General features: G+C 69.8%; 26 protein-coding genes. 10 read left to right on the top strand and 16 right to left on the bottom strand.

The features are described 5' to 3' along the window. The first annotated feature begins 45 nt into the window (after positions 1-45). Positions 46-714: a DsbA family protein gene (locus AMK34_RS02725; RefSeq protein WP_073842697.1), complete on the top strand. Its 669-nt coding sequence runs from the start codon at positions 46-48 to the stop codon at positions 712-714. Next, a complete protein-coding gene (locus AMK34_RS02720; protein WP_073842695.1) occupies positions 711-1,277 on the top strand; it encodes a vitamin K epoxide reductase family protein in 567 nt (188 codons plus the stop codon). The genes AMK34_RS02725 and AMK34_RS02720 overlap by 4 nt, the downstream gene beginning before the upstream one ends. Here the strand turns inward: AMK34_RS02720 and AMK34_RS02715 are convergent. Genes AMK34_RS02715 through AMK34_RS02705 form a run of 3 tightly spaced genes read right to left on the bottom strand, consistent with a single transcriptional unit; the run spans position 1,256 to position 3,927 of the window. Next, positions 1,256-2,488, bottom strand: coding sequence for an MDR family MFS transporter (locus tag AMK34_RS02715; RefSeq protein ID WP_198941622.1), 1,233 nt, complete (start codon positions 2,486-2,488; stop codon positions 1,256-1,258). The genes AMK34_RS02720 and AMK34_RS02715 overlap by 22 nt on opposite strands. Next, complete coding sequence (locus AMK34_RS02710; protein WP_073842693.1) at positions 2,485-3,534, bottom strand: PLP-dependent cysteine synthase family protein; 1,050 nt, start codon at positions 3,532-3,534, stop codon at positions 2,485-2,487. The genes AMK34_RS02715 and AMK34_RS02710 overlap by 4 nt, the downstream gene beginning before the upstream one ends. Before the next feature lie 54 nt (positions 3,535-3,588). After that, positions 3,589-3,927, bottom strand: a complete 339-nt coding sequence (locus AMK34_RS02705; RefSeq protein WP_241832667.1) for a hypothetical protein — start codon at positions 3,925-3,927, stop codon at positions 3,589-3,591. Positions 3,928-4,059: 132 nt separating this feature from the next. Here AMK34_RS02705 and AMK34_RS02700 point away from each other — a divergent pair, with 132 nt between their 5' ends. The 4 genes from AMK34_RS02700 (at position 4,060) to AMK34_RS02685 (ending at position 7,812) form a co-directional block, all read left to right on the top strand. After that, positions 4,060-5,106, top strand: a complete 1,047-nt coding sequence (locus tag AMK34_RS02700) for a C40 family peptidase (protein WP_083649720.1) — start codon at positions 4,060-4,062, stop codon at positions 5,104-5,106. Between the two features lie 37 nt (positions 5,107-5,143). Beyond that, positions 5,144-5,506 carry a BlaI/MecI/CopY family transcriptional regulator gene (locus tag AMK34_RS02695; RefSeq protein WP_038514248.1) on the top strand — a complete coding sequence of 121 codons (363 nt, stop codon included), beginning with the start codon at positions 5,144-5,146 and terminating at the stop codon, positions 5,504-5,506. Then, a complete protein-coding gene (locus AMK34_RS02690; protein ID WP_073842691.1) occupies positions 5,503-6,408 on the top strand; it encodes a M56 family metallopeptidase in 906 nt (301 codons plus the stop codon). Before AMK34_RS02695 ends, AMK34_RS02690 begins: the two co-directional genes overlap by 4 nt. Before the next feature lie 309 nt (positions 6,409-6,717). Further along, positions 6,718-7,812: a S1 family peptidase gene (locus AMK34_RS02685; protein WP_073842689.1), complete on the top strand. Its 1,095-nt coding sequence runs from the start codon at positions 6,718-6,720 to the stop codon at positions 7,810-7,812. On the opposite strand, the gene AMK34_RS02680 is transcribed toward AMK34_RS02685, so the two are convergent. The 5 genes from AMK34_RS02680 to AMK34_RS02660 form a co-directional block, all read right to left on the bottom strand. Further along, positions 7,785-8,213, bottom strand: coding sequence for a hypothetical protein (locus tag AMK34_RS02680; protein ID WP_073842687.1), 429 nt, complete (start codon positions 8,211-8,213; stop codon positions 7,785-7,787). The genes AMK34_RS02685 and AMK34_RS02680 overlap by 28 nt on opposite strands. A gap of 486 nt (positions 8,214-8,699) precedes the next feature. Further along, positions 8,700-9,812 (bottom strand): VanZ family protein, encoded by a 1,113-nt coding sequence (locus AMK34_RS02675; protein ID WP_073842685.1) that lies wholly within the window; start codon positions 9,810-9,812, stop codon positions 8,700-8,702. Next, positions 9,805-10,110, bottom strand: coding sequence for a hypothetical protein (locus AMK34_RS02670; RefSeq protein ID WP_038514259.1), 306 nt, complete (start codon positions 10,108-10,110; stop codon positions 9,805-9,807). The genes AMK34_RS02675 and AMK34_RS02670 overlap by 8 nt, the downstream gene beginning before the upstream one ends. A 95-nt stretch (positions 10,111-10,205) precedes the next feature. Further along, the gene (locus AMK34_RS42945) at positions 10,206-10,370 is read right to left on the bottom strand and encodes a hypothetical protein (RefSeq protein WP_158073271.1); all 165 of its coding nucleotides are present in this window, start codon (positions 10,368-10,370) and stop codon (positions 10,206-10,208) included. 79 nt (positions 10,371-10,449) lie between these two features. Further along, the gene (locus tag AMK34_RS02660) at positions 10,450-11,376 is read right to left on the bottom strand and encodes a MurR/RpiR family transcriptional regulator (RefSeq protein WP_037337104.1); all 927 of its coding nucleotides are present in this window, start codon (positions 11,374-11,376) and stop codon (positions 10,450-10,452) included. A 144-nt stretch (positions 11,377-11,520) separates the two neighbouring features. Here AMK34_RS02660 and AMK34_RS02655 point away from each other — a divergent pair, with 144 nt between their 5' ends. Genes AMK34_RS02655 through AMK34_RS02645 form a run of 3 tightly spaced genes read left to right on the top strand, consistent with a single transcriptional unit; the run spans position 11,521 to position 14,560 of the window. Next, positions 11,521-12,912, top strand: coding sequence for an MFS transporter (locus AMK34_RS02655; RefSeq protein WP_037337101.1), 1,392 nt, complete (start codon positions 11,521-11,523; stop codon positions 12,910-12,912). Then, positions 12,909-13,349 (top strand): GAF domain-containing protein, encoded by a 441-nt coding sequence (locus AMK34_RS02650; RefSeq protein WP_038514261.1) that lies wholly within the window; start codon positions 12,909-12,911, stop codon positions 13,347-13,349. The genes AMK34_RS02655 and AMK34_RS02650 overlap by 4 nt, the downstream gene beginning before the upstream one ends. Beyond that, the gene (locus AMK34_RS02645) at positions 13,346-14,560 is read left to right on the top strand and encodes a metal-dependent hydrolase family protein (protein ID WP_038514264.1); all 1,215 of its coding nucleotides are present in this window, start codon (positions 13,346-13,348) and stop codon (positions 14,558-14,560) included. The genes AMK34_RS02650 and AMK34_RS02645 overlap by 4 nt, the downstream gene beginning before the upstream one ends. 286 nt (positions 14,561-14,846) lie before the next feature. On the opposite strand, the gene AMK34_RS02640 is transcribed toward AMK34_RS02645, so the two are convergent. From AMK34_RS02640 to AMK34_RS02605, 8 genes are all read right to left on the bottom strand, one after another. Further along, the gene (locus tag AMK34_RS02640) at positions 14,847-16,211 is read right to left on the bottom strand and encodes an aldehyde dehydrogenase (NADP(+)) (protein ID WP_073842681.1); all 1,365 of its coding nucleotides are present in this window, start codon (positions 16,209-16,211) and stop codon (positions 14,847-14,849) included. After that, positions 16,208-17,650 carry an amino acid permease gene (locus AMK34_RS02635; RefSeq protein ID WP_073842679.1) on the bottom strand — a complete coding sequence of 481 codons (1,443 nt, stop codon included), beginning with the start codon at positions 17,648-17,650 and terminating at the stop codon, positions 16,208-16,210. Before AMK34_RS02635 ends, AMK34_RS02640 begins: the two co-directional genes overlap by 4 nt. Before the next feature lie 55 nt (positions 17,651-17,705). Further along, complete coding sequence (locus AMK34_RS02630; RefSeq protein ID WP_073842677.1) at positions 17,706-18,707, bottom strand: proline racemase family protein; 1,002 nt, start codon at positions 18,705-18,707, stop codon at positions 17,706-17,708. Continuing rightward, a complete protein-coding gene (locus AMK34_RS02625; protein WP_073842675.1) occupies positions 18,708-19,619 on the bottom strand; it encodes a dihydrodipicolinate synthase family protein in 912 nt (303 codons plus the stop codon). Next, positions 19,616-20,977, bottom strand: coding sequence for an FAD/NAD(P)-dependent oxidoreductase (locus AMK34_RS02620; RefSeq protein WP_073842673.1), 1,362 nt, complete (start codon positions 20,975-20,977; stop codon positions 19,616-19,618). The genes AMK34_RS02625 and AMK34_RS02620 overlap by 4 nt, the downstream gene beginning before the upstream one ends. Continuing rightward, the gene (locus AMK34_RS02615) at positions 20,974-21,282 is read right to left on the bottom strand and encodes a (2Fe-2S)-binding protein (protein ID WP_051972534.1); all 309 of its coding nucleotides are present in this window, start codon (positions 21,280-21,282) and stop codon (positions 20,974-20,976) included. The genes AMK34_RS02620 and AMK34_RS02615 overlap by 4 nt, the downstream gene beginning before the upstream one ends. After that, a complete protein-coding gene (locus AMK34_RS02610) occupies positions 21,279-22,451 on the bottom strand; it encodes an NAD(P)/FAD-dependent oxidoreductase (RefSeq protein ID WP_073842671.1) in 1,173 nt (390 codons plus the stop codon). The genes AMK34_RS02615 and AMK34_RS02610 overlap by 4 nt, the downstream gene beginning before the upstream one ends. 78 nt (positions 22,452-22,529) lie before the next feature. After that, a complete protein-coding gene (locus AMK34_RS02605) occupies positions 22,530-23,129 on the bottom strand; it encodes an XRE family transcriptional regulator (RefSeq protein WP_073842669.1) in 600 nt (199 codons plus the stop codon). A gap of 225 nt (positions 23,130-23,354) precedes the next feature. Between AMK34_RS02605 and AMK34_RS02600 the strand changes: the two genes are divergently transcribed. Beyond that, positions 23,355-24,488, top strand: a complete 1,134-nt coding sequence (locus AMK34_RS02600; RefSeq protein ID WP_073842667.1) for a metalloprotease — start codon at positions 23,355-23,357, stop codon at positions 24,486-24,488. The last annotated feature ends 33 nt before the right edge of the window (positions 24,489-24,521 follow it).

The raw sequence follows: 24,521 nt of genomic DNA, 5'->3' as shown, positions 1-24,521 counted from the left end.
CCCTGCCGTTTTCAGTTGCCGGAACCCAGCCAAGGACACAACAGAATGACCAAGAACACCAAGGTTTCCCTGACGGTCGTGGCCGTCGTGATCGCAGTCGTGGCCGCGTTGCTCGTCTTCACCAATCTCGGTGAAGACACCCCGACCGCCCAAGCGGACGCGCCTCCGGTGGTGCCCGCGTCGATCCTCGTCCGGCCCGACAGCCACCGGCTCTCCGATCCGCCGGGCAGCAAGGTGACCGTCGTGGAGTTCCTCGACCTCGAATGCGAGGCGTGCGGCGCCGCCTTCCCGGACGTCGAGCGGCTCCGAGCCGAGTACGGCGACCGGGTCACGTTCGTCATGCGCTATTTCCCCATCCCCAGTCACCGGAACGCCGAGCTCGCCGCCCGGGCCGTGGAGGCGGCGGGTGAACAGGGCAAGCTCGAACCGATGTACCGCCTGATGTTCGAGAAGCAGCCGGAGTGGGGCGACCAGCAAGTCTCCCATCGCGAGACCTTCCTCGGCTTCGCGCGGCAGCTGGGCCTCGATCTGAAAGCGTTCGAGACCGCGTTGGACGACCAGGTCATCCTCGGCCGGGTGCTGGCCGACCGCACCGACGGCGCGAACATCGGCGTCGAGGGCACACCGACGTTCTTCGTCAACGGCGTGAGGTTCTCGGGCTCGCCGTCCTATCAGGGCCTCAAGGCGGCCATCGACCGGGAACTGGCCAAGTGAAGCCGTTCGCCGTCCGGGCGACGCCGTGGGTCCTGCTCGCCGGCGGCGCGATCGGGCTGCTGGCCTCGTTCGTCCTCACCATCGAGAAGTTCCGTCTGCTCAAGGATTTCTCCTACATCCCGACCTGCAGTATCAATCCGGTCCTCAGCTGCGGCTCGATCATGAAGACGCCGCAGGCGGAACTGTTCGGCTTCCCGAACCCGTTGCTGGGGATCGCCGGATTCGGCGTCGTCGTCACGACCGGGGTCGTCCTGCTCGGCGGGGCGCGGCTCCCGCGGTGGTACTGGCTGGGCCTCCAGATCGGTTCGGCGCTCGGTGTCGTATTCGTGCACTGGCTGATGATCCAGAGCCTGTACGTCATCGGCGCGTTGTGCCCCTACTGCATGGTCGTGTGGGCGGTCACCATCGCCGTCTTCTGGTACACGACCCTGCACAACCTCCACAAAGGACCGGAGGTGAGGGCGGCGATCCGGTACCACAGCGTGGTGCTCGTGGTCTGGTACGCCGCCATCACCGTCGCGGTCCTGCAGGCCTTCTGGAGTTACTGGACGACGCTCGTCTGAAGCCGGCTCCGGTCGAGACCACGCAACCCGAAGGCGCAGACGGCCCCGATCACCGTCAGGGCGAGCCAGGGGAACTCCGGGAAACCGGCCCGGCGTGCGAGGTCGAAAACGGTGCCGGTGAACAGGTTCCCGAGGAGGATGCCCACGCCGACGATCGTGTTGTGGAAGCCGTAATGCGTGGCGACGAGCCGATCGCCGGAAAGCCGCACCACGGTGTCCATTTCGAACGGGAAGACGACGACCGTCCCCACCGCCAGCAGGGCCGCGGAGACGAGCAAGCCGGCTCCCGCGACGACCGGACCCGCCCTGGCGACGGTCAGCGGCGCGACGAAGGCCGCGGCCATGAACGTCATGCCCACGGCCAGGCAGGTGCCGGGCGGCCACCGATCCTTGGCCCAGGCCGTGATCTTGAGCTGCCCGGCGATCGCGAGCCCGCCCGAGATCACGAACAGCCCGGCGATGAGCACGGTCGCCGACGTCTCCGATCCGGTGATCCGGCGGGCCTCCATCGGAAGCGCCAGATAGGTCTGGAAGGACAGCACGTACGAGCCGATCATGACCAGCGCGAAAAGCAGGAAGGAGCGATTCGCCATGACGACGCGCCAGTCCGACCAGACCGACGAGCGGTCGCGTTCGTTCTCGTGCGCGGGCAGCGCCCGTATCTGCACCACGGTCAGGACGCCGAAGACGGCGGCGGCGACCAGGCAGGTCAACCGGAAGTCGACGGCGGTCAGCGCGAGCCCGACCACCGGCCCGGCCAGGATCCCGCCCTGGTAGAACACGTTGAACACCGAGAAGGCCTCGAGCCGCCGCTCCCCCGCGTCCGCGGCCAGATAGGCGCGGACCGCCGGATTGAACAGCGCCCCGGCGAATCCGGTGGCCGCGGACGCGACGATCAGCGACGGCAACGACGATGTCACACTCAACAACGCGAACCCCGCCGTCCTCAGCACGCATCCCGCGACGATCAGCGGTTTGTAGCCGAACCGGTCGGCCAGTGTGCCCCCGACCAGGAACATGCCCTGCTGCGAGAAGTTCCGGATGCCCAGCACCAGGCCGACGGCCCAGCCCGCCAGCCCCAGCGGGCCGGAAAGATAGCCCGCCAGGTACGGCATCAGCATGTAGAACCCGACGTTGATGGTGAACTGGTTGACCATCAACACCTTGCTGGGCCGGTCGAACGACCTGAACCGCTCGGCGAACCCCTTCACAGCGCGGGATCCACGATCGTGCGGCACCGGGTCCAGCGTTCCACCACGCGGTCGCCGGGGTGGCCGATGACGTCCGGTTCCCTCGCCGGGACCACGTCGAGCAGCCCGTGTCCCGCGCAGTACTCGTCGTTGTAGACGGTGTCGAAGTAACGCTGGGGGCCGTCCGGGAAGATCGCGGCGATCCGCACGTCCGGATCGTGTGTGCGGGCCAGCCAGGCGGCCACGAGGGCGACCGCGCCGACGCTCCAGCCGCCGGTCGCGTACTGCGCCGCGGCGAGGCGGCGGCAGGTCCACACCGCTTCGGCCGGGGCGACCCAGTGAACCTCCTCGAACGCGTCGTAATCGACGTTGCGCGGATGGATGCTCGACCCGAGCCCCCGCATCAGCCGTGAGGTGGCGGGCTGCCCGAAGATCGTCGAGCCCACGGTGTCCACGCCGATCAGGCGCAGATGCGGGGAATACCGCCGCAGCGCGCGGAAGGTCCCGGCCGAATGCCCGCCGGTGCCGACCGAGCACACCAGCACGTCGATCCGGCCCAGCTGCGCGGCCAGTTCCTCGGCCAAACCCGCGTACGCGTCGACGTTGTCCGGGTTGTGGTACTGGTCGGGACACCAGGAACCGGGCTGTTCCGCCAATACCCGCTGGACCCGGTCGCGGCGTGCCTGCTGCCAGCCGCCCACCGGATGGGGCTCGGTGACGAGGTCGACGCGGGTGCCATGCGCGGTGAGCATCCGTCGCACGATCGGTTCCATCCCGGGATCGGTGACGAGGGTGACCGGATGCCCGTGGACGATCCCGGCCAGCGCGAGCCCGAGCCCGAGTGTCCCGCTGGTCGACTCGACGATCGTCGCGCCGTCGGCCAGGTCACCGCGGGCCTTGGCCGCCGCCACCATGTGCAGCGCGGGGCGGTCCTTCATGCCGCCGGGGTTGAAGCCCTCCAGTTTGGCCCAGAAACCCTTACCGGAGCCGGTGAGTCGTTCGTCGATCCAGAGCACGGGTGTGTTGCCGACGGCCGGCGCCGCGCGCCGGGGCAGGACAGCGTTCATCGAGGATTCGTCTTTCTGTGCTGTGCGGACGGGAACAAGACGGCGCGAGGTCCGTCACGTCCGCCAAACGCACAGCTCGACGAGTGTCCGGTGTCCACTCCGGCCAGCGGAAAGCAGACGTGTCTTCCCTTGCGGCACGGGCGAAAGCACACGCGCCGCCGGGGAAGGGAGGTCCGGCGTGGACGGAGATTCCTCGCTGCGTACGGCGAGGGCGGTGAGCGAGCGGGCGTGCACGTGTCCCTCGCGCGGCGGGCACGAGAAGTCATGGGCAGCCGATGTGACGGCGACGGCCTCGCCGTGCCCGTCCAGGCAGGCGACGGTTCCCGAACCCGCCGCGACCAGCAGCAGCAAGGCCACCACGAGTCGACGAAGAGTAGCCGAAGAGACACTCACGGTTCCCACCGTAGCAAACTCCCATGAGACCTAGTACTAGCAGTCTTAGTAGGACTTCACCGGGCACTCACAACCGTCCCCGTACTACTAAGCGCGATAGTTGAACCCTGCTCGACAGGAGATTCGGTACCCGTGACCCCCTATCGGCGCTCGTCGCGGCATCCCCTCGCCGCCACCGCCGCCCTCATGCTCCTCGGCTTCGGCGCGCTCCCCGCGAGCGCGCAACCGGCCCCGGACGGCCAGGATCCGATGCGGCGCTATCAGGAACTCGGCGCCCAAGCGGCCAAGGCCGACGAGGACCTGCAGGAATCCCAGGACCGGTTGAAGACCCGTGAAACCGAGCGTGACCAGGCGACGGCGGCCCTCGGCCGGGCCGACGGAGACCTCACGCTTGCCCAGTCGGCGATCGATCGCTTCCGGCCCCAGGTCGAGGTGATCGCGCGGTCCGCGATGAGCGGCGAACGGCTCGGCAACGCCGTCCTGCTGCTCGACAGCGGCAGCAGGCAGGAGTTCCTCGACCGTTCTTCGGCGCTGTCGGTCCTGGCCGACGAGAAGGCCAAGGCGTTGAACGGCCTGCGTGACGCGCTCGGGAAGGCCCAGGCGGCACGCGCCACGGCGGCGGACGCGCGGGAAACGGCCCAGCTCGCGGCGAACGACGCGACGGTGGCGCTGGAGCAGGTCCGCACCCGCAAGAAGGACCTCGACGACCAGATCGCCAAGGTGCGGCAGGCACTCGGCGAACTGCCGGCCGCGGACAAGGCGAAACTCGGCAAGGTCCAGGACAAGGGCTCCTATCTCGGCCCGCCCGGCGCCGCGAACGACGCGCTGCAGGCGGCGCTGTCCAAGCGGGGCTCGCAATACGAATGGGGCGCCACCGGCCCGAGCGAATTCGACTGCTCCGGCCTGACGTCGTGGGCGTACAAGCAGGCGGGCATCTCGCTTCCGCGCACCAGCCGTCAGCAGTACACCGTGGGGAAGCCCGTCCCGCTGGACGCGCTCGTGCCCGGCGACCTCGTCTTCTACGACGACGGCACGGGCAATCCCGGCGCCATCCACCACGTCGGCATGTACGTCGGCAGCGGCAAGATGGTCGACGCGCCGACCGAGGGCCAGCTCGTCGACGTCCGCTCGGTCAAGGGCGACGGGCACCTGATGGGCGCGCGGCGCGTCGTCGGCTGAGCGGGGGCGGCACAGTATCCTTCCCGGCGGAGGTGTCATGCAACGGCTGGGCGAGCTCGAAGCGTCGGTGATGGACGTGCTCTGGGACGCGGCGGAACCCTTGCGGGTGCGCCAGGTCCTCGAGGCGATCAACCGGAATCGCGACCTCGCCTACACCACGGTGATGACCGTGCTCGACAACCTGCACCGCAAGGAATGGGTCGAACGCGAAATGGAGAATCGCGCGTATCGCTACCGCGCCGTGGCGACCCGCGAGGAGGCCACCGCGCAAAGCCTCCGAGAACTCCTCGACGCTTCGGAAGACCGGGAATCCGTGCTGCTGCATTTCGCGCGCTCGGTCACCGAAGAGGAGTCGGACATCCTGCGGCGGGCCTTGCGACGGAAGCCCGGCAAGCGATGATCCTGGCGGCGGTGCTCCTGTTCGGCGTGGTGGTGACCGGCTGGTTCTCACCCCGGCTGCTGGGCAGGCTGACCGCCGGCGGAATCAGCCCCGGCACGGCGCTCGCGTGGTGGCTGCTGACCGCGGTGGGCGTCCTCGCCGGCACGCTTGGTGCAGTTCTGCTCCTCGTCCTGCCGGACCACGGTCCCGCCGGGGCCATCACCCGGATCCTCCACGAATGCTGGGCGGCCGTCGGCCACAGCGGCCTTCCGGGCCTCGATCCGGTCGCCGGGACCTTCGCCGCCATCGCGCTCGCGATCGCGGCGGCCCGGCTCGCGCTGTCCACCGCGCGGCGGCGGAAACGCAGCACACTGCTGCACCGGCGCCATCTCGACGTGCTCCGCCTGTCCGGATCGCGACCGGGGCCGACCCTGTGGCTGCCCGACGATCGTCCGATCGCCTACAGCCTCGGTGGCCGCGACGGCCTGATCGTCGCCAGTCAGGGCCTGGCCGGAAGGCTGTCGTCCCGTGAACTGGCCGCGGTGCTGGCCCACGAACGCGCCCATCTGCGCGGCAGGCATCACTTCCTGGCCGGCTGCGCCGAAACGCTCGGCCGCACGTTGCGGTTCGTGCCGCTCATGCGAGAACTCCCCGGCGCGGTCCGGCTGCTGGTCGAACTCGCGGCCGACCGGGCGGCCGCGGCCGGGCATGGACCGGACACCGTGCGCTCGGCGCTGTTGTCCATCCAGGCCGCCGACGGCGACACCGCGCTCCGGCTGCGCTGGCTGGCGCGGCACCCGAGCGGGCCGTCGCGTTTTCCGGAACGGGTGCGGGCCGTCGCGGGCGGAACACTGGCCCTGTTCGCCCCGCCCGTGCTCACCGTCGGCGTGATGTTCACGGCGGGCCTTGTTTCCTGCTGGTGAAAGAAACGCGTTCGTCACCGATGCGGACGAACGGGTTCAGCGCGGACACCATCAGGTGATCCGCGTTTTCCGGCCTTGACCACGTCTTTCCCGAACGGACGTACACACGTCGCTGTCAGTCGTTCGCCGGTCAGGGAATCGGGGACGGCAAATCGTGCAGTTTCCACTCACAAGAGTGAGGGATGACCATTCCACTGAGCCGGAAAGGCGAATTCACAGCGCTACTCAAATGGCGGCATTCGCGCGACATCCCGTTGTCGTAACGTCGAATGAGGAGGGTTTCCCGCACTGAATTTCCTGGAGGTTTTCGTGATCCGACGCCCCCTGCGCACCCTGACCGTCCTGATCGGCGCCGCGGCGGCAGTCACCGCTTTCGCGTCCCCGGCTTCGGCGGCGACATCGGTGCTGAACGAAGCTGCCGGACCGGTCACTTTGGCCGCCGCGCAGCAGAAACTCGGCACCTCGCTCGGCGCCGCGTTCGCCGGCACCTGGCTGGACACGACGACCGGCGAACTCGTCGTCGGCACCACCGACGCGCGCCAGTCGGCCAGGATCCGCGCCGCGGGCGCGAATCCGAAGGTACTCAGGCACAGCGCCGCCGAATTGAAGCGAATTCAGTCCACATTGGACAACAGAACCGCGGATCTGCCCGCTTCGGTCGCCGGCTGGTACGTCGATGTACCGGCGAACGAGGTCGTGGTGAGCGTGGTGGGCGGTGATCCCGCGGGCCGGGCATGGGCCGCCTCCGCCGGCGTACCGGTGCGGGTGGAGCAGGTGAAGAGCGCGTCGCGGCCGTTGTGGAGCGTGGTCGGCGGGCAGGGTCTGTACTTCAGCGGTGGCGCCTGCTCGGTCGGGTTCAACGCCTACGACGATGACGATCATTACGTGATCACCGCGGGCCACTGCACCGAACTCGGCGGCACCGTGCGCGGCGTCGGCGGCACGATCGGCAAGGTCGCGAAATCGTCCTTCCCCGGGAACGACTACGGGACGGTCAAGGTGACGCATTCCGACGTCTCGACCCCGCCCCGGGTCGACCGCTACGAGGACGGTTCCGACGTGCGGATCGAGGGGGCCGACGTGGTCGGCGTCGGCGGCCGGATCTGCCGGTCCGGGATCACCACCCACTGGCACTGCGGACGCGTCGAAGCGCTGGACCAGACGGTGAACTACGGCAACGGGAACATCGTGCGAGGTCTCACCCAGACCGACGCCTGCGCCGAGCCCGGTGACTCCGGCGGCTCGTTCGTCAGCCGTCCTTCGTCGGGCTCCGGCACGAAACTGGTGCAGGCGCAGGGCATGACCTCGGGCGGTTCCGGTGACTGCAGCGAAGGCGGCACCACGTTCTTCCAGCCCGTCAAGGAGGTGCTCGACCGCTACGACCTGACGCTGGAAAAGGACTGATCTCCCGCGGCGAGGGGCGGCCGGTGCTCCGGTCGCCCCTCGATCAGCGCGGCGAGCTCCCCCGCTTCGAGGACGAGCATCTCGATCTCCGCCCAGCGGCGGCGGATCCGCTCGGGATCGGCGACCAGCGTGCCGGAAACCATGCCCAGGAACAGGTTCGCGTCCGTCCCGATCTCCGCGAGACGCAGGAAGGGGCGGCGTTCCTCTTCGGTTCCCGCTCCGTGCGACGCGGCCCGTTCGCGGGCGCGCATCCCGGCGTCGTGGCAGGCGTCGACGAGCAGGGTCCGGATCTCCTCCGTCCGGTTGCCCGGGCTAGCGGGAGGTTTCCCCATCAGCGGGAAGATGTTCCAGGCCACCGACAGCAGACAGTCGGCCACGTCGTCCATCGACTCCACGTCCACCGGGCGAGTGTTCCGGCCCGCGCCTCCTGCCAGGCGGAATGACTCGCGGGAACGGCAGGGTCGACCCGATCGAGTGGCGATCCTCGTGCGTGGCGAGGCGGCGGTACCGGGCCAGGCCACGGCCGACGTTGCGAAAGCCACTTTCGCAACCTTCAACGTTGCGAAAGTGGCTTTCGCAACGTTCAACGCCGGCACACAGCGGGTCGCGCGTGGACGACACTCGGCGAGGGCGAGTCCTGTCGTGTGTCGTCCCGCCGGTCACGCGAAACAGCCCCGACCGCCCTTACAGACATAGGGCAAGGACGGTTCTATTGAGCGGTAAGGCAAAGGTGTCGTGGTCCCGGACGGGTCGATGGTGGGGTGAAGGCTCCCTTCGCCGCATCTAATGCGGTGAAGGGAGCCTTCGCCCCACTTCCCGGACATCAGACGTCGCGAAAGTGGCTTTCGCGACATGATCGCCAGAACGGTACAAGGGCAAGGACGGTCCTAACCGTCCTTCCCACTCACGAGACTCGGCACCTCCTGGTCGTCGAGCGCCCGCACGTCGGCCATGCGCAGGCCGGCGATCAGCCCGGAAAGTCCTTGGTGGCCTTCGGGCCGGATCGCGAGGATGCCGCTGGCGAAGAACAGCAGGTTCGCGAGCGGCTCGAAGCCTCCGTTGACCACCGACGCCAGGGTGAGCAGCGTGAAGTAGCCGCCGGATCCGGCTAGGAATCGCACGATCATCCGCCACAGGGCGGGTTTCCCACCGTCCGGACCGGCGGGGCGCAGCAACACGACGCGCTGCCCGAAGCTGGCGCCGTTACCCGCCACCGGGATGACGAACAGCAGGAGCAGCGCGGGCAGGAAGGTGCCGATCAGCGCGGTGACCACGGTGGTCGGTTCACCCACGAGCAGGGTCGTCACGATCCCGACCGTCGTGCCGAGCAGGATGACGGACACGACGTCGACGGCCATCCCAAGCAAGCGGCGGCGCGCGGTGACCGGCCGCGGTGTCCCAGGCGGCGCGGACGGTTCGTTCCCCGGCAGCAGCCGCAGCAACGGGGCGAGCCCGAACCCGACGGCGGCGCCGAGGGTGTTGGTCAGCAAGTCGTCGACGTCGGCCAGCCGGTACGGGCACTCGAACAGGAACCAGACCCCGGTCAGCTGGGTGCCTTCGATGAACAGCGAGACCGCGAAGCCGATGGCGACGGTGGTGAGGAAACCCCGCCGGAAGAGGTGCCGCACGAACATCCCCAGCGGCACGAACAAGGCGACGTTGAACACCGCCTGCTGGACGGCCGGATTGCGCAGGAACGCCCGCGGCCCCGCGCCGGTCTGTTCACGGCGGATGTCGGCGACGAACTGGAAGGGGCGCAGTTGCAGATGGCTGGACGCGTGTTCGGCGCACCACGCCGTCGTCGTCTCCGGGATGGGGAGCAACGTGTACGTCCACAGCGACATGGCGTAGACCAGGAACCCGAACACCAGCAGAACCCGCCAGAGCCCGAGTTCGCCGCGGCGCCGGTAACTCGCGGCGATGTACGGGACGGCCAGGAAGCCCGCGAGCACGAAACCCGCGAACACCGCGATGACCGCGGAGATGGTCGGATCAGTCACTCGCGGAAGCTAACAACGCGCGCTCCGGCGCACATGTCACGCCACCTGGCCGGGTGACGGTGTCGGAGGGCGCCAGCGTTCGCTGATGCGCGAGCGCCGCGATGGCGAAGGTCAGGTGGACGACGACCCAATTGCGGTCTTCGCGATGGACCCGCTGCAGCAGGTCGAGGGAAGCATCGCCCGGCGTACGGCCCTGACGGCAGGCGTCGACGAACGCCTGGGTCAGTTCGTCGACGTTCCTCCGGAACTCCGCGAAGGTGTCGGAGGGCTGGGCGTTGGTGCAGAAATCCACGGTCACGTCACAGAGCGTTCCATAACGCGACACAAAGTTACGAATTGGCGGAGCGCGAATCACTCACGTGAGGTAGTCCGGAAGCGACTCTGTGCTCTGCGTCACGCTGACGCGAGCCCGGCGGGCACGCGGCGTTCCCGTTCGGCCGCCTTCGCCCGGCGGGTGACCGGGAAGCGCTGGTCGAGTTCGACCAGCAGCGGCGTCGCCGCCATCAACGCCAGAAGCGCGAACCCGGCGTAGGCACCCAAAGTCGCGATGATGGTCATTTCGGCCTCCTCGTTCCCGTGCCGCCCGTTCCGGCGGCCTGGAACCAGGATCGCCTCCCGGCAGGGGGCGGCGGATCGGTCATCCGGCGGAGACGCCTCCACCGGTCGGCCTTTTCGGCACTGTCCGATCGGCCGATCCCGGGCGGCGGTGCAGCAGGTCGAACCGCGACCACATGGCCTCGGCCGCCTCGATCGATTCCCCGGTGCGGACCGGGTCGACGGCGGCGAGCTGCGCGACGATCGCCTGCACCAAGCTCATCCCCGCGGTCAGCGACGGGAAGAAGGTCACGCCCTCGGCGGGCACCATCAGCACCTGCTCGACGGCGCCCGCCAGCGCCGGACTCGCTGCGTCGGTGATGGCGAACGCACGCGCTCCCCTGGCCTTCGCTTCGTTCGCGGCGAGCACGGTGCTTTCGTACAGGCGCCAGAAACTGATCGCGATGAGCACGTCTTCGGACGAGAGCTTCGCCGTGGCGTTGGCGAGTTCGGCGTCGCCCGCGGTGATCGCGTGGACGTCGTACCCGGCGAGCCGGGCGTTGTGCGCGAACGCGATCCCGACCGCGGCGTAACTGCCGTCGGCGATGACGACCGTGCGACGCGCCCCCGCGACGGCTTCGGCGACCTGGCGGATCTCGTCCTCGGCGAACCGCCGGTTGAGCAGGGCGAGGCTGTCGAGGTCCCGGCGCAACGAAGCCGAACCCGGCGAATCGACGTCCCGGTGTTCCTCGGCCACTTGCGGCGCGCTCAGCGACGACATGTACCGCGCCCGCAACTCCTGTTGCAGCGCCGGCCAGCCGGCGAACCCGAGCGCCTGCGCCGTCCGGGTGACGGTGGCGACGTTGACCCCGGCGAGCTGGGCGAGCTCCGCGGTCGAGCCGAACGACGCCCGGCGCGGTTGCGAGACCAGCACTTCAAGCACCGCGGCCGACTTCGGCCGCAGGCCTCGTTCCGGTGTCCGATCCCGAAGCCACGCCTCGAAACCGTCGTCGGTTCCCGTCTCTGTCACGCACGCCCTCCCTCGACCGCGCCACGGTAACGCATCGTGCCCGTCGAACCACTTGCAACAACCATTGCAGTTTTGCCGAAACGCAGTATACGTTGTCCGCACTCTCGTCTCTCCTAGTCGCCCGAACCACGGAAGGCGTTCCCCATGACGCTTCTGGCACGACTGGACCGGCTCCCGCTGAGCCGTCCCCACTACAAACTCCTGCTCATCGGCGGACTCGGTTACACCTTCGACGGCATGGACTCCGCCGTCGTCGCCTTCCTCCTCCCGAGCGCGAAAGCCGCCTGGGGCCTGGACAACGGCCAGCTCGGGCTGATCGGTTCGGCGACGCCGTTCGGCTTCCTCTTCGGCGCGATCGCCGCCGGCCTGCTGGGCGACCGCATCGGCCGCAAGAAGGTCATGATGTACGCGCTGGCCTTCTACGCGGTGTTCTCGGTGGTCGCGGCCTTCTCCCCCAACTACGAGGTCTTCCTGGGCGCGCGGGTGCTGGCCGGAGCGGGCGCGGGCGCCGAAAGCGCGATCATCGCGCCGTTCCTGTCGGAATTCGTCCCCGCCAAACGACGCGGCTGGTTCGTCGGCGCGCTGGCCGGGTTCTTCTCGTTCGGATTCGTCATGGCCGCGCTGATCGGGCGGTTCGTCGTCCCGACCGTGCCGGAGGGCTGGCGGGTCGCGCAGCTGATCACCGCGCTGCCGATCGTCATGCTGCTGTGGTGGCGCCGCTCGCTGCCGGAATCACCGAGGTTCCTGGTCGCGAACGGACGTCATGCCGAGGCCGAGAAGATCGTCTCGAAACTCGAACGGGACGTAGAAAAGGCGACAGGGCAAGCACTTCCGGCGGTCGCCGAGGCCGACGCGCAGCCCGCGACGGAGACCCCCAAGGTCAATCTCCTCAGCGCGTTGAAGTTCCTGTGGAGCCCGGCGATGGCCCGCCGCACCGCGGTGATCTGGACCGTGTGGTTCGTGATCACGTTCTCGTACTACGGCTTCTTCTCCTGGATCCCGACGCTGCTCGTCGAGCGCGGCATCACGGTGACCAAGAGCTTCGAGTTCTCGATCATCATCTACCTGGCGCAGATCCCCGGGTACTTCTCCGCCGCGTGGCTGTCGGAACGGCTCGACCGCAAGCACACCATCGCGTTGTACCTCGCGGGCTCGGCGGTCAGCGCGTTCTGGCTGAGCCAGATGGACGCGCCGTGGTCGATCACCCTCGCCGGGGCGGTGCTGTCGTTCTTCCTCAACGGCACGTACGCCGGCGTGTACTCCTACACCCCCGAGGTGTTCCCGACCTGGATCCGCGCCAGCGGGACCGGGCTGTCCAGCGCGTTCGGCCGGGTCGGCAGCATCCTCGCCCCGACGATCATCGGCCTCTCCGCCGCGAGCCTCGGCTTCGCGGGAGTCTTCGGCCTCACCACCGCCGTCCTGGCGGCCGGGGTGGTGTGCGTGGTCGTGTTCGGCCTGTCCACCGCCGGCCGTTCCCTGGAAGAACTGACCGAACACGGCGCGCCCGTGAAAACCGCCAAGGAGATGACCAAGTGACCGTGTCACTGTCCACTGTGGAGGACAAGACCCGAGCCACGATCGGCGTACGGCTGTTCACCGTGCTGGCCTGGGTGCCCGAACGGCGGGCACTGCGGCGAGTGCACAGCAGCCACCCCGTCGAATACCCGGTCGGCGGCGAGAAGACCGTCGAGGTGGCCGCCGGCTGGCTGGAGCGGTGCATCACCGGACAGGAGCCGTACTTCGGGCCGGACAGTGCCGCGGTGCGGGAGATCTTCGCCGACCACGAACTCATCGACAGCCTCGGCTGCGGCGCGGTGATCAACGTGCCGGTGGTGGACGACGGCCGCACCCTCGGCGTCCTCAACCTCCTCGACGCGGAAGGCCACTACGACGACGATTCCGTCGCGGTGGCGCGATCTCTGGCACCGTTGGCGGTCCCGGCCCTGCGCGAACTCCTGGAGGAGACCCGATGAACGGATCGCTGCTGCTGCGCGACGCCCGCCTGCTCGACCCGGTCACCGGCGAGTACACCGAGGGCGACCTCCGGTGCGCCGACGGCCGGATCGTCGAGATCGGCACCGGTCTCACCGCGGACGACGCGCGGACCGAAGAGCTGCGCGGGGCGTTCGTGCTGCCCGGTCTCGTCGACGCCCATGTGCACGTCACCGCTTCGACCGCCGATCTCGGGTCGCTGCCCGCGTCGTCGCCCTCCTACGTGACCGCGCACAGCGCCCGCACCATGAGCCGGATGCTGGACCGGGGCTTCACGACGGTCCGTGACGCTTCCGGCGCCGACTACGGTCTCGCGGACGCGCAGGCCGAAGGGCTGTTCCGCGGCCCGCGGCTGCTGTTCTGCGGCCGCGCGCTGAGCCAGACCGGCGGGCACGGCGACAGCCGGACGCGCGGCGCCAACACCAGCGAAGACCACCCGTGCTGCGCCGGTCTCGGCCGGGTCGCCGACGGGGTCGACGCGGTCCGCGCGGCGGCCCGCGACGAACTGCGCAAGGGAGCGCACCACATCAAGGTGATGGCCTCCGGCGGCGTCGCCTCCCCCACCGACCGGATCGACTCGACGCAGTATTCCGGCGAGGAACTGCGCGCCATCGTCGAGGAGGCGGAGGCGGCCAACCGCTACGTCGCCGCGCACGCGTACACCGCCCGCGCGGTGAACCGCGCGCTGGAACTGGGCGTCCGTTCGATCGAGCACGGCAACCTGATCGACGATCTCAGTGTCGAGCTGTTCCTCCGGCACGACGCGTACCTCGTGCCGACCCTGGTGACGTACTGGGCGCTGAAAGAGGAAGGGCGCGAGCACGGGCTGCCGGAATCCAGCTGGCGCAAGGTCGACGAGGTGCTCGGCGCGGGCATGGCCGCTTTGGAGCGGGCCGCGCGCGGCGGGGTGAAACTGGTGTACGGCAGTGATCTCCTCGGTGGGATGCACCGGCACCAGAACCACGAGTTCCGGTTGCGCGGCGAGGTCCAGTCCGCGCTGGAGGTGATCCGCTCCGCGACGTCGACGGCGGCGGATCTGCTGAACCTGACCGGCGAGATCGGCACCCTGGCGCCGGGCGCGCACGCGGATCTGGTGGTCGTCGACCGGGATCCGCTGGAGGATGTCGGCGTGCTGGCCGAGCCGGAGAAGTTCCGGTACGTCGTGCAGGGCGGGACCGTCGTGTCGGCCTGACTCGCGCGGCCGCCTGACTCCGGTCCGTGAAGGCCTCCTTGAGGGACTCTGGGTCCCTCAAGGAGGCCTTCATTTCCTTACCGCTGGTTTATCCGAGCGGGTGCGCCCAATGTGGCATCGGAGACGTTCAGAGTCCCCAATGCCACATTGGGGACTCGACGATCGCCACATACGCACCACAAGCACCAGCAGCCACAGCGGCGCGTGAAGGTCATCCACCCTAAGTACGTGATGGCCCCCTTCATTGCGTCTAGCGCAATGAAGGGGGCCTTCATGTACTGCAAGCTCACGAGAAGTGTTGCGGAACATCCCAAGGGTTGTCGTCCCGCAGCGGTTCCGGCAGCAGGTGCGAAGGCCAGTCCTGATAGGACACCGGACGCAGGAAGCGGTCCACCGCCGCCGTCCCGACCGAGGTCGACGCCGGTGACGTCGTCGCCGGGAACGGCCCGCCGTGCTGCATCGCGGCGGTCACCGCGACCCCGGTCGGCCAGCCGCCCCACAGGATCCGCCCGCTGCGGTCGGCCAGCACCGGCCGCAGCGCCTCGACTTCGGAGGACTCCTCGGGCAGCGCGTGCACCGTCGTCGTCAGCTGACCGGGCAACGCCGACAGCACCGGCAGGACGTCGGAAAGCCGCGAGTACCGCACGACGACGCCCAGCGGACCGAAGCACTCTTCGGCCGCTTCAGGTACAAAGTCGGCCAGGTCGATTTCGAGCAGCCGAGCTCCAGGACCGGCGACGACCTCGCGCATCCCCGGGATCCCGGTCAGCCGCTCCACCCCCGCGTCGAAGCCGGACGCGATCCGGTCGTTCAGGAACGGCGCGGCCGGGATGCCGCGCAACCGTTCGGCGACGCGATCCACGAACGGGCTCTCCGACGGCACGAACACCAGACCCGGATTCGTGCAGAACTGCCCGTTGCCCAGCGTCAGCGAACCGGCGTAGCCCACTGCAAGTTCCTCAGCCCGCGCGGCACCCGGCAGGACGATGACCGGGTTGACGCTGCCGAGCTCGCCATGGAACGGGATCGGGACCGGCCGTTCGGCCGCGATCCGCGCCAGGGCGAGGCCGCCCGCCACCGATCCGGTGAACGCGGCGGCTGCGATCGCCGGATGACGCAACGCCTCCACACCGACGGACTCTCCTTCGACGAGGCCGAAGATGTCACCCCAGGGGCCGAGAGCCTCGTCGATGATCGCCGCCGTCCGGCGGGACAGCTCCGGATGTCCGGGATGCGCCTTGACCACCACCGGGCACCCGGCCACCCACGCCGACGCCGTGTCGCCACCCGCCACGCTGAACGCGAACGGGAAGTTGCTCGCGGCGAACACCAGCACCGGCCCCACCGCGGTCCGGTAGCGACGCAGTTCCGGACGCGGTCCGGGTGGCCACGACGGGTCGGCGCGGTCGATCCGGACGTCGTAGTACGCGCCGCTCCCGGCCGCGAGCAGCCGCAGCTGGAACGTCGTCCTGGCCAGTTCGCCGGTGAGCCGTGCGGTTCCCAGCCTGGTTTCCGCGTCGGCGATCTCGATCAGGGACGGCCCCGCCGCGTCCAGCGCGTCGGCGACACCGGTGATCACCTCCGCCCGCGTCGTCGGCGGCACCGCGGCCCATGCGGCGGCGATCTCCGCCGCCCGCTCGATCTCCTTCATGGTTCCTTCCTTTCCGGGTTCTCCGCCGAGTTCCGGAATCCGAACAGCGCGTACACCACCAGCCCGAGCACCATCCAGGCCGCGAACCGCAGCCAGGTCAGCGCGTCCAGGTTCGCGATCAGCCACACCGCGAACGCCACCCCGACCAGCGGCACGAACGGGACCCACGGCGTGCGGAACGACCTCGGTAGGTCCGGCCGGGTGCGCCGTAGCACCACCACCGCGATCGACACGACGATGAACGCGGCCAGGATCCCGATGTTCGTCAGATCCGCGGCCTCCTTGATCGGCAGGAAGCCCGCGATGACCGCCGAGCCGATCCCGACCGGCCAGATCACCCGCGTCGGCACCCTGCGCCGGGGGTGGGTGCGGGCGAAGTACCGCGGCAGCAGGCCGTCCCGGCTCATCGCGAACCAGATCCGCGACACCGCCAGCATGTTCGCGAACGCCGACGTGGTGATCCCGAGGATGCCGCCGACCGCGACGACCGTGCCGAGCCCGGCCAGCCCGACCGCGGCCAGCGCGCTCGAAAACGGGCTGTGCACGTCGATCTGGTCGTAGCGCTGCATGCCGACCAGCACGATCGACACCAGCAGGTAGATCACCGCCGCGATGGCGAGCGACACGATGATCGCCTTGGGCAGCAACCGTTTCGCCTCGACGCTCTCCTCCGCGGCGGCCGTCATCGCGTCGTAGCCGTACACCGCGAAGAACGTCGTCGCCGCGCCCGCGACCGCGCCACCGATGCCGTAGGGCAGGAACGGGCTGAAGTTCCCCGCCGAGATGTGGAACGCGCCTGCGACCACGACCAGCGCCACGATCGCCAGCTTGATCACCACCAGCGCCGTCTCGAACCGCGCGGATTGCTTGCTGCCACGGGAAAGGACGAACGCCAGCAGCAGGCACAGCAGCGCGGCGAACAGGTCGACGCGGTGCCCCGGCCCGGTTCCCGGTGCCCCGAGCATCCACGACGGCAGGTCAAGGCCGACCTGCTCCACGACGTAGGACAGGTAGCCGGACACCGCGATCGCCACCACCGCGACGATCGCGGTGTACTCCAGCAGCAGATCCCAGCCGATCAGCCAGCCCGCGATCTCCCCCAGCGCCGCGTACGAGTAGGTGTACGCGGATCCGGCACGTGGGATGAGCCCGGCGAACTCCGCGTAGCACAGGGCCGCCGCCGAGCTGGCGATGATCGCGATCAGGAACGAGATCATCACGCCGGGCCCGGCCTGCTGGTTCGCGACCACGCCCGCCAGCGAGAAGACTCCGGCGCCGACCAGGCCGCCGAGGCTGAGCGAGACCAGCTGCCAGAGGCCCATCGTGCGGGGAAGCCCGCCGGGACCGGCCTCGTCGGGACCTTCGAAGGACTTGCGCCGGAAGAGCCCGGAGCGCGAGAAAAGCTTGGGCTGAGGCCGGATCGTCGTTGATTCGGGCATGACAAATCCCTTCCGGACCGCGCGAGGCGGCCCGGGTCTGCGGTGGGTATGGGGACTAGAGGACGAACCCCGCGGGGAACGGGTCGTCCGGGTCCAGCAGATAGGTGGCGTTGCCGGTGATCCAGGCCCGGCCGGAGAACTCCGGTACCACCGCGGGGACGCCGCCGACCGCGGTCTCGGCGACCAGCTCACCGGTGAACGTGGTGCCGATGAACGAGCTGTTCTCGAACGGCGTGTGCAACGGGAGTTCGCCTCGGGCGTGGAGCTGGGCCATCCTGGCCGACGTGCCGGTGCCGCAAGGTGATCGGTCGAACCAGCCGGGGTGGATCGCCATCGCGTTCCGCGACGCCTTGGCGTCGGAGCCCGGGGCGAGGAACTGGACGTGTTTGCAGCCGCCGATCAGCGGATCGGCCGGATGTTCCGGCGGCCGCTGGTCGTTGATGGCCGCCATGATGTCCAGCCCCGCGGCGAGGATCCGGTCCTTCTCCGCCCGGTCGAACGGAATGTCCACTTGGGACAGTTCGAGGATGGCGTAGAAGTTGCCGCCGTAGGCCAGGTCGTAACGCACCTCGCCCAGCCCCGGCACGTCGACGACGGCGTCCCGCTCCGCGAGGAACGACGCGACGTTGCGCAGCTTGACGCGGACCGCGCGACCGTCCCGGACCTCGACCTCGGCGTGCACGAGCCCGGCCGGGGTGTCCAGCCGGACCACGGTCTTCGGTTCGGTCACCTCGACCATGCCGGTCTCCACCAGCACGGTCGCGACGCCGATGGTGCCGTGCCCGCACATCGGCAGGCAGCCGGACACCTCGATGTACACCACACCCCAGTCGGCGTCCGGCCTGGTCGGCGGCTGCAGGATCGCGCCGCTCATCGCCGAATGACCGCGCGGCTCGTTCATCAGGAACTGCCGCAGGTGGTCCAGGTGTTCCATGAAGTACCGGCGGCGTTCGGCCATCGTGTCGCCGGGGATGACGCCGACCCCGCCGGTCACCACCCGGGTCGGCATGCCCTCGGTATGCGAGTCGACGGCGGTGATCGACCGGATCGACCGCACCTACGCCACCCCCAGCGAGGCGAGCGCGCGGCGCATGTCGGCGGTGACCTGCTCGCGGTGCTCCTCGGTCAGCGGGCCCCGCGGGGGACGGCACGGCCCGCCGTACCGGCCGACCAGGTCCATCCCGAGTTTGATCGCCTGGACGAACTCGGTACGCGAGTCCCAGCGGAACGCGGCCACCAGCGGCTCGTAGAGCGCCCTGGCCTCGTCGAGCTTGCCGGACCGCGCCAGGTCGAACAGGCGCACCGACTCGGCGGGGAACACGTTGGGGAACCCGGCGAACCAGCCCGTCGCGCCCATCAGCAGGCTCTCCAGCACGACGTCGTCGGCCCCGCTGATCACGTCCAGGCCCGGTGCCTGCTCGCGGATCTCCAGCACCCGGCGGACGTCGCCGGAGAACTCCTTGACCGCGACCACGTTGTCGATCTGCGCGATCTCCGCGAGCAGCGCGGGCGTGAGGTCGACCTTCGTGTCGATGGGGTTGTTGTAGACCATCACCGGCAGGCCGACCGACGCCACCGCCTCGAAATGCGCGAGCACCTCGCCGTGGTTCGCCCGGTACATCGTGGGCGGGAGGCACAGCAGGCCGTCGGCGCCGTCCTCGGCCGCGACCTCGGCCCAGTACTTGGCCTGGTGCGATCCGGGGCCGTGCACGCCGACGACGACGATCCCGTCGTCGCCCACGGTTTCGATCGCGGTGCGGGCGACGCGGCGGCGTTCCTCGTCGGTCAGCGACGAGTACTCGCCGAGGGAGCCGTTCGGGCCGACGCCCCGGCAGCCGTTGTCGACCAGCCACCGGCAGTGCGCGGCGTAGGCGTCGTAGTCCACGGCCAGCCCGGCGGGCGCCGACGCGTCGTCCCGGTACGGGAGGGCGGTCGCGACGACGACGCCACCGAGGTCGGGGGTGCTCATTCAGGTTCTCCTTCGGTTCGGGCGGCGAGTTCGCCCAGCCGGATCGGCTGGACGATCGGGCGGTGGTGCCGTTCGGCGCCACCGCACAGTTCGGCTACGGTCGGGCCGCAGATCCGGCCCTGGCACGGGCCGAGGCCGGCCCGGGTGCCGAGTTTCAGTGCGTGCGGTCCGGGACAGGACTCGTCCTCGGCCGCACGCGTCAGTTCGCCGTACGTGGTTTCCTCGCAACGGCAGACGATCGTGTCTTCGCGCAGCCAGCTTCGCCAGGCCGGGCCGATCGGGTGGGCGGCGGCGAGACGTTCGGCGAAGGTACGGGCCCGGTCACGGGCACGGAGCAGTGCCGCGTCCGGTGTTCCACCCGCGGCGGCGCGGCCGGCGACCGCACCCTCGGCCGCGGCGGTGATCGCCCCGCCGATGCCGGTGATCTCGCCCGCGGCGAAGACACCGTCCACTGTGGTCTGTTGGGCGGTGTCGACCCGGACGAACCCGTCGTCCAGGGCACAGCCCGCGGCGACGGCCAGTTCCGGCTGCGGGCTGAAACCGTGACCCACGCAGACAGCATCGACCTCGTACGTGCGTTCGGTACCGGGGACGACGGACCAGTCCGCGCGTAGTTTCGCGGTCACGACCTCGCGGACGCGGTCCGCGCCGCGGGCCTCGATCACCGCCCGGCCCATCAGGTACGGGACCCGGTGCCTGGCCAGTGTCGCGGCGTAACGCACCAGTTCACCCGCCTTCCCGGCGTGCGCGGCTAGGCGCCACGGCCGGGACGACCATCCTTTTCGGACGGTCGAGGCCGGGTTCGCCTCCAGTACCGCGACCACCTCGGCCCCGACGCCCAGCAAGGATTCCGCTACCGGCAACAGGAACGGCCCGGCACCGGCGACGAGGACCCGTCCGCCGATCGCGACCCGCTCCCCCTTCGCCAGTGCCTGGGCCGCGCCCGCGGTGTACACGCCGGGCAGTTCCCAGCCGGGGAACGGCAGGGTGCGGTCGTGCGCTCCGGTCGCCAGGATCAGCGCGTCCGGGACGAGGGTCAGCCGCTCCCGTCCGGAGCCGTCGGACGGTCCCCGCAGGACGTGCACCCGCTTCTCCGCCCGGTCGAACGCCCAGACGGTGGAGCCGGGCCACCACCGGCATCGCGGATGCGCGAGGACCCGGCGGCGCCGGTCGAATTCCGCCCGGCCGTGCTGGATCCGGTCCGGACGACTCGCCGCATAGACCTCGGGAAGCATCCGGTGGTACTGGCCGCCGGGGGTCTCCGCCTGATCCAGCACCGTGACCCGGGCACCGGCCCGCAGCGCGTGCTCGGCCGCCGCGAGCCCGGCGGGCCCGGCGCCGACGATCACCACGTTCACGCCGTCTCCTCCCGTGACTGGGTGCGGACTTCGTCGCCATCGGCGGCCGGACGGCGGCACGCGCGGACGTCGGGCACGTCGTTCACCGTGAGCAGGCAGTCGAAACACGCGCCGATCCCGCAGAACACCCCGCGCGGAGCCCCGGAACGCGTGGTCCGCCAGGAGGTCCGTCCCGCGGCGAGCAGCATCCCCGCCACGCTTTGGCCCTCGATCCCGGTCACGGGTTCGCCGTCGACGGTGATCCGGATCGGCCGGTCGGTGCGGCCCACCGGATCGCGATCGCGCGGCAGCAGCCATCCGCTCATGCCGCCGCCTCCGCCAGTACCGCGGAACGGTCCACGGTGAACTCGCCGACCGGCATCGCGGGCTCGGTCCCGGTGAGCAGTTCGCGCAGCAACCGCGCGGTGCCGACGCTCAGCCCGATCCCGGCGCCCTCATGCCCGGTGGCGTGCCAGAGGTTCCCGAGCCGCGGATCTTCGCCGAGGACGGGGAGATGATCGTCGACGTACGGCCGGAATCCGCCGTACGCGCGCATGATCGCGACGTCGGCGAGCGACGGGAACAGCCGCAGCGCCTTCACCGCGATGGCGCTCAGCACCTCCGGGCGGATCGTGTCGTCGAACTCCACCCGGCGGCGTGAGGAACCGATCAGCACGGTGCCGCCCCAGGTCGACTCGACGACGGCGGACGTCTGCAGCTCGCCCGAATCGGCGCCGACCGCGCCGACGTAATCGGCGTCGTAGACCTTGTGCCGCACGACACCCGGCATCGGCGTGGTCACCAGTACCTCACCGCGACGGGGGCGGACGGCGATCGGGGCACCGAGGCGCGCCGACACCTGACCGGCCCACGGGCCCGCGGCGTTCACGACGACGTCGGCCTCGATCACATCGCCGAACACCCGGACACCGGTGATCCGTCCGTTGTGGACGGTCGCCCCGACGACCTCGGTGTCGAAGCGCAACTGGGCGCCATGGCGCAGAGCCGAGCCCAGGAGGGCCAGCGCCGCGCCCGCGGGCTGGACCTGCGCGTCCTCCGGGTAGTGGAACGCGGCGGTCACGTCACGGGTCAGCGCGGGCTCCGCGTCGGCAAGTTCCTTGTGGGACAACGGTTCCGCGCGGACCCCGGTTTGCGAGGCGGCGAACGAGGCGAGCGCGACGGCCCCGTCGTCCGTGGTGGCGACGACGATGCCGCCCTTGGGGTCGTACTCGATCGACGAAGCGGCACGCGCGTCCTCGTCGGCGATCTCGGCGACCACCTGGGGCCACAACGCGGTCGAAAGCTTCGCGAGGTCGAGTTCCGCGCCAGGTCCCTTGTCGGAGACCAAAATGTTGCCCTCGCCGTGCGACGTGGTCCCTCCGGCGGGACGGCCGCGATCCACGACCACGACGTCGAACCCGGCCAGGGTCAGCTCACGGGCACACGCGGCGCCGACGATCCCCGCGCCGAGGACGACCACACGCGTTCGGTTCATCGACCCTCCAGCGTTCGGTAAAGCGAACGATCGGAGAGTAGGTTCCACCCACGACGAGTGTCAATACCTCGGGCGCGGTCAGCCCTTCAGCACCGGATGCGGCCTGCCGTCGAGCCGTTCGTCGGCGCGGTACTGCAACAGCAGGACCGAGTGCACCGGCCCCGCCGAAGCGGTGTAGCAATGCGGCTCGCGGGCGTCGAAGGCGACGTAATCCCCCGGGCCGACCTCGACGCTGCGGCCCGCGACCTCGACCAGCAGCGATCCGGTCTGCACGATGGTGTGCTCGACCCCGACGTGCCCCTGCGAACGTTGCGGCGCGTCCCCGCGCACCACCTGGTCGTACACCTCGAAGACGCCGTCACCGGTCTCGATCCGCCGCAGCGGCCGGAGATCCACCCCCTCGCCGCTGAGCACCTCGACGTCGGCGCCGCGCACCACGGTGAGCGCGCCGCCCGCCCGATGGTCGAGCAGGTCGGAGATCGCCACCTCCAGCACCCTGGACAGGCTGAACACGGTCTCGATGGTCGGATTGCCGCCGCCGGACTCCAGCTGGGACAGCGTCGCCTTGCCGATTCCCGACCGCCGCGAGAGCTCCGACAGCGAAATCCCCCTCGCCGCCCTGGCCGCGCGCAGGTTGACCGCCAGCATGTCCCGGATCGAGGGCGTCTCGTCCTCCACCGCTTCTCCCCTGTCGTTCGTCAAACCGTACGACCTCGTTCGCTTTGCCGATCGAGTTCGCGGACATCATGACACGCCCCACGACGGGGAGGGCATAGCCGCGGCCGATGGGGCGGCGCGATGGTGGGCGGCGCGGGCCGCGATGAAACTCCTTCACCAACCGGTGTGTCACCGTCGACACAGGGTCACGGGCGCACCGTCGTTCCTGCCAGCGAGGAGATTCCCGTGCAGCTGATCCGCAGATCCGCAGGCCGACGACTTCGGGCGTTCGGCGCGGTGCTCATCACCACCCTCGGGCTGACCGCGGCCGTCGTCGCGCCGCCGGCGACCGCCGCCGCGAACGCCTGTCTCACCGGCACGCTCGTCTTCGACCATCTCGACGCGGAAGCCGGGACCAGCAAGCCGCTGCGCACCCAGGTCGCCCGGAACGCGAACTGGGAACTGTGGGGCCGAACCGGTTCCGGCACGGCGACCCGGCTCGCCGCCGGGATCACCGGCGCCTCCGACGGTCGCTTCACCGCCTGCCACACGGCGTCCCTGGCCGAGGCGTACGTGCGCTTCCGGTCGAGCAGCACGGCGATGTGGCGGGTCGTCAAGGCCGCGAACAACACCACCGACTACACGTTCGACTCGGCGCGCCGCACGAACGTCTCCGGCACCCAGGACCTCGGCACGGTGAAGGTGCCCTCGACGCTCCAGCGCGCGTGGAAGGTCGTGGACACGCTCAACGTCTTGTACTGGAAGCGCGCCAACCCGTCGTCCTCGTGCTGGACGGCCCGGCAGTCCGACGGACGCTGCGACCAGATCACCTTCGTCTGGGATCCGAAGGTCGCCGACGGCGGCTACTGGGACTACCCGAACACGAACTACGTCTTCCTCGGCAACACCATGCCCGACTCGAAGCACCTCATCCTCCACGAGGCCGGGCATTGGCTGCAGTGGCAGCTCTACGGCCGCGACTTCCCCGTCGTCACCGGCTGCAACCCGCACTACATCGAGAAGCACAGCTCGGAATCGTGCGCGTGGACCGAAGGCTTCGCCGACGCCGTCGCCGCCTACGCCCTCGGCGACTACCGTTACGTCTACGACAACGGCAGCTCGTACAGCTTCGAGAACGACGCTTCGACCCCCGGCTGGGACGACGGCGACACCGTGCAGGGGCGGGTCGGCTCGTCGCTGCTCGATCTGTGGGCGGCGAACGGACCGGACGGCGGGAACTGGAACCGCACGATCGCGCTGATGACCCGCGACTTCAGCCAGGACTTCCGCGAGTACTTCACCGAGGACCGGCCGACCGCGGGCCTGCCCACGACCGGTGCCGCCGAGCGGATCCTCGCCGGGCACACCATCTCGTACTGACGGGGGCCGAAGGGGACTTTCCCCGCATGGCAT

It is taken from the genome of Amycolatopsis sp. CB00013, assembly GCF_001905755.1.
Taxonomy (GTDB): Bacteria; Actinomycetota; Actinomycetes; order Mycobacteriales; family Pseudonocardiaceae; genus Amycolatopsis; species Amycolatopsis japonica.
The sequence above is the reverse complement of the archived record's forward strand: the minus strand, read 5'-3'. Positions and strand labels throughout refer to the sequence as shown.

What these genes read in the sequence shown, in the direction of transcription:
- AMK34_RS02695 (WP_038514248.1), top strand. Translation starts at nt 5,144, where the DNA reads ATGCAACGGCTGGGCGAGCTCGAAGCGTCGGTGATGGACGTGCTCTGG.
- AMK34_RS02640 (WP_073842681.1), bottom strand. Translation starts at nt 16,211, where the DNA reads ATGAAGGAGATCGAGCGGGCGGCGGAGATCGCCGCCGCATGGGCCGCG.
- AMK34_RS02635 (WP_073842679.1), bottom strand. Translation starts at nt 17,650, where the DNA reads ATGCCCGAATCAACGACGATCCGGCCTCAGCCCAAGCTTTTCTCGCGC.
- AMK34_RS02625 (WP_073842675.1), bottom strand. Translation starts at nt 19,619, where the DNA reads ATGAGCACCCCCGACCTCGGTGGCGTCGTCGTCGCGACCGCCCTCCCG.
- AMK34_RS02655 (WP_037337101.1), top strand. Translation starts at nt 11,521, where the DNA reads ATGACGCTTCTGGCACGACTGGACCGGCTCCCGCTGAGCCGTCCCCAC.
- AMK34_RS02710 (WP_073842693.1), bottom strand. Translation starts at nt 3,534, where the DNA reads ATGAACGCTGTCCTGCCCCGGCGCGCGGCGCCGGCCGTCGGCAACACA.
- AMK34_RS02690 (WP_073842691.1), top strand. Translation starts at nt 5,503, where the DNA reads ATGATCCTGGCGGCGGTGCTCCTGTTCGGCGTGGTGGTGACCGGCTGG.
- AMK34_RS02615 (WP_051972534.1), bottom strand. Translation starts at nt 21,282, where the DNA reads ATGAGCGGATGGCTGCTGCCGCGCGATCGCGATCCGGTGGGCCGCACC.
- AMK34_RS02610 (WP_073842671.1), bottom strand. Translation starts at nt 22,451, where the DNA reads ATGAACCGAACGCGTGTGGTCGTCCTCGGCGCGGGGATCGTCGGCGCC.
- AMK34_RS02645 (WP_038514264.1), top strand. Translation starts at nt 13,346, where the DNA reads ATGAACGGATCGCTGCTGCTGCGCGACGCCCGCCTGCTCGACCCGGTC.
- AMK34_RS42945 (WP_158073271.1), bottom strand. Translation starts at nt 10,370, where the DNA reads ATGACCATCATCGCGACTTTGGGTGCCTACGCCGGGTTCGCGCTTCTG.
- AMK34_RS02725 (WP_073842697.1), top strand. Translation starts at nt 46, where the DNA reads ATGACCAAGAACACCAAGGTTTCCCTGACGGTCGTGGCCGTCGTGATC.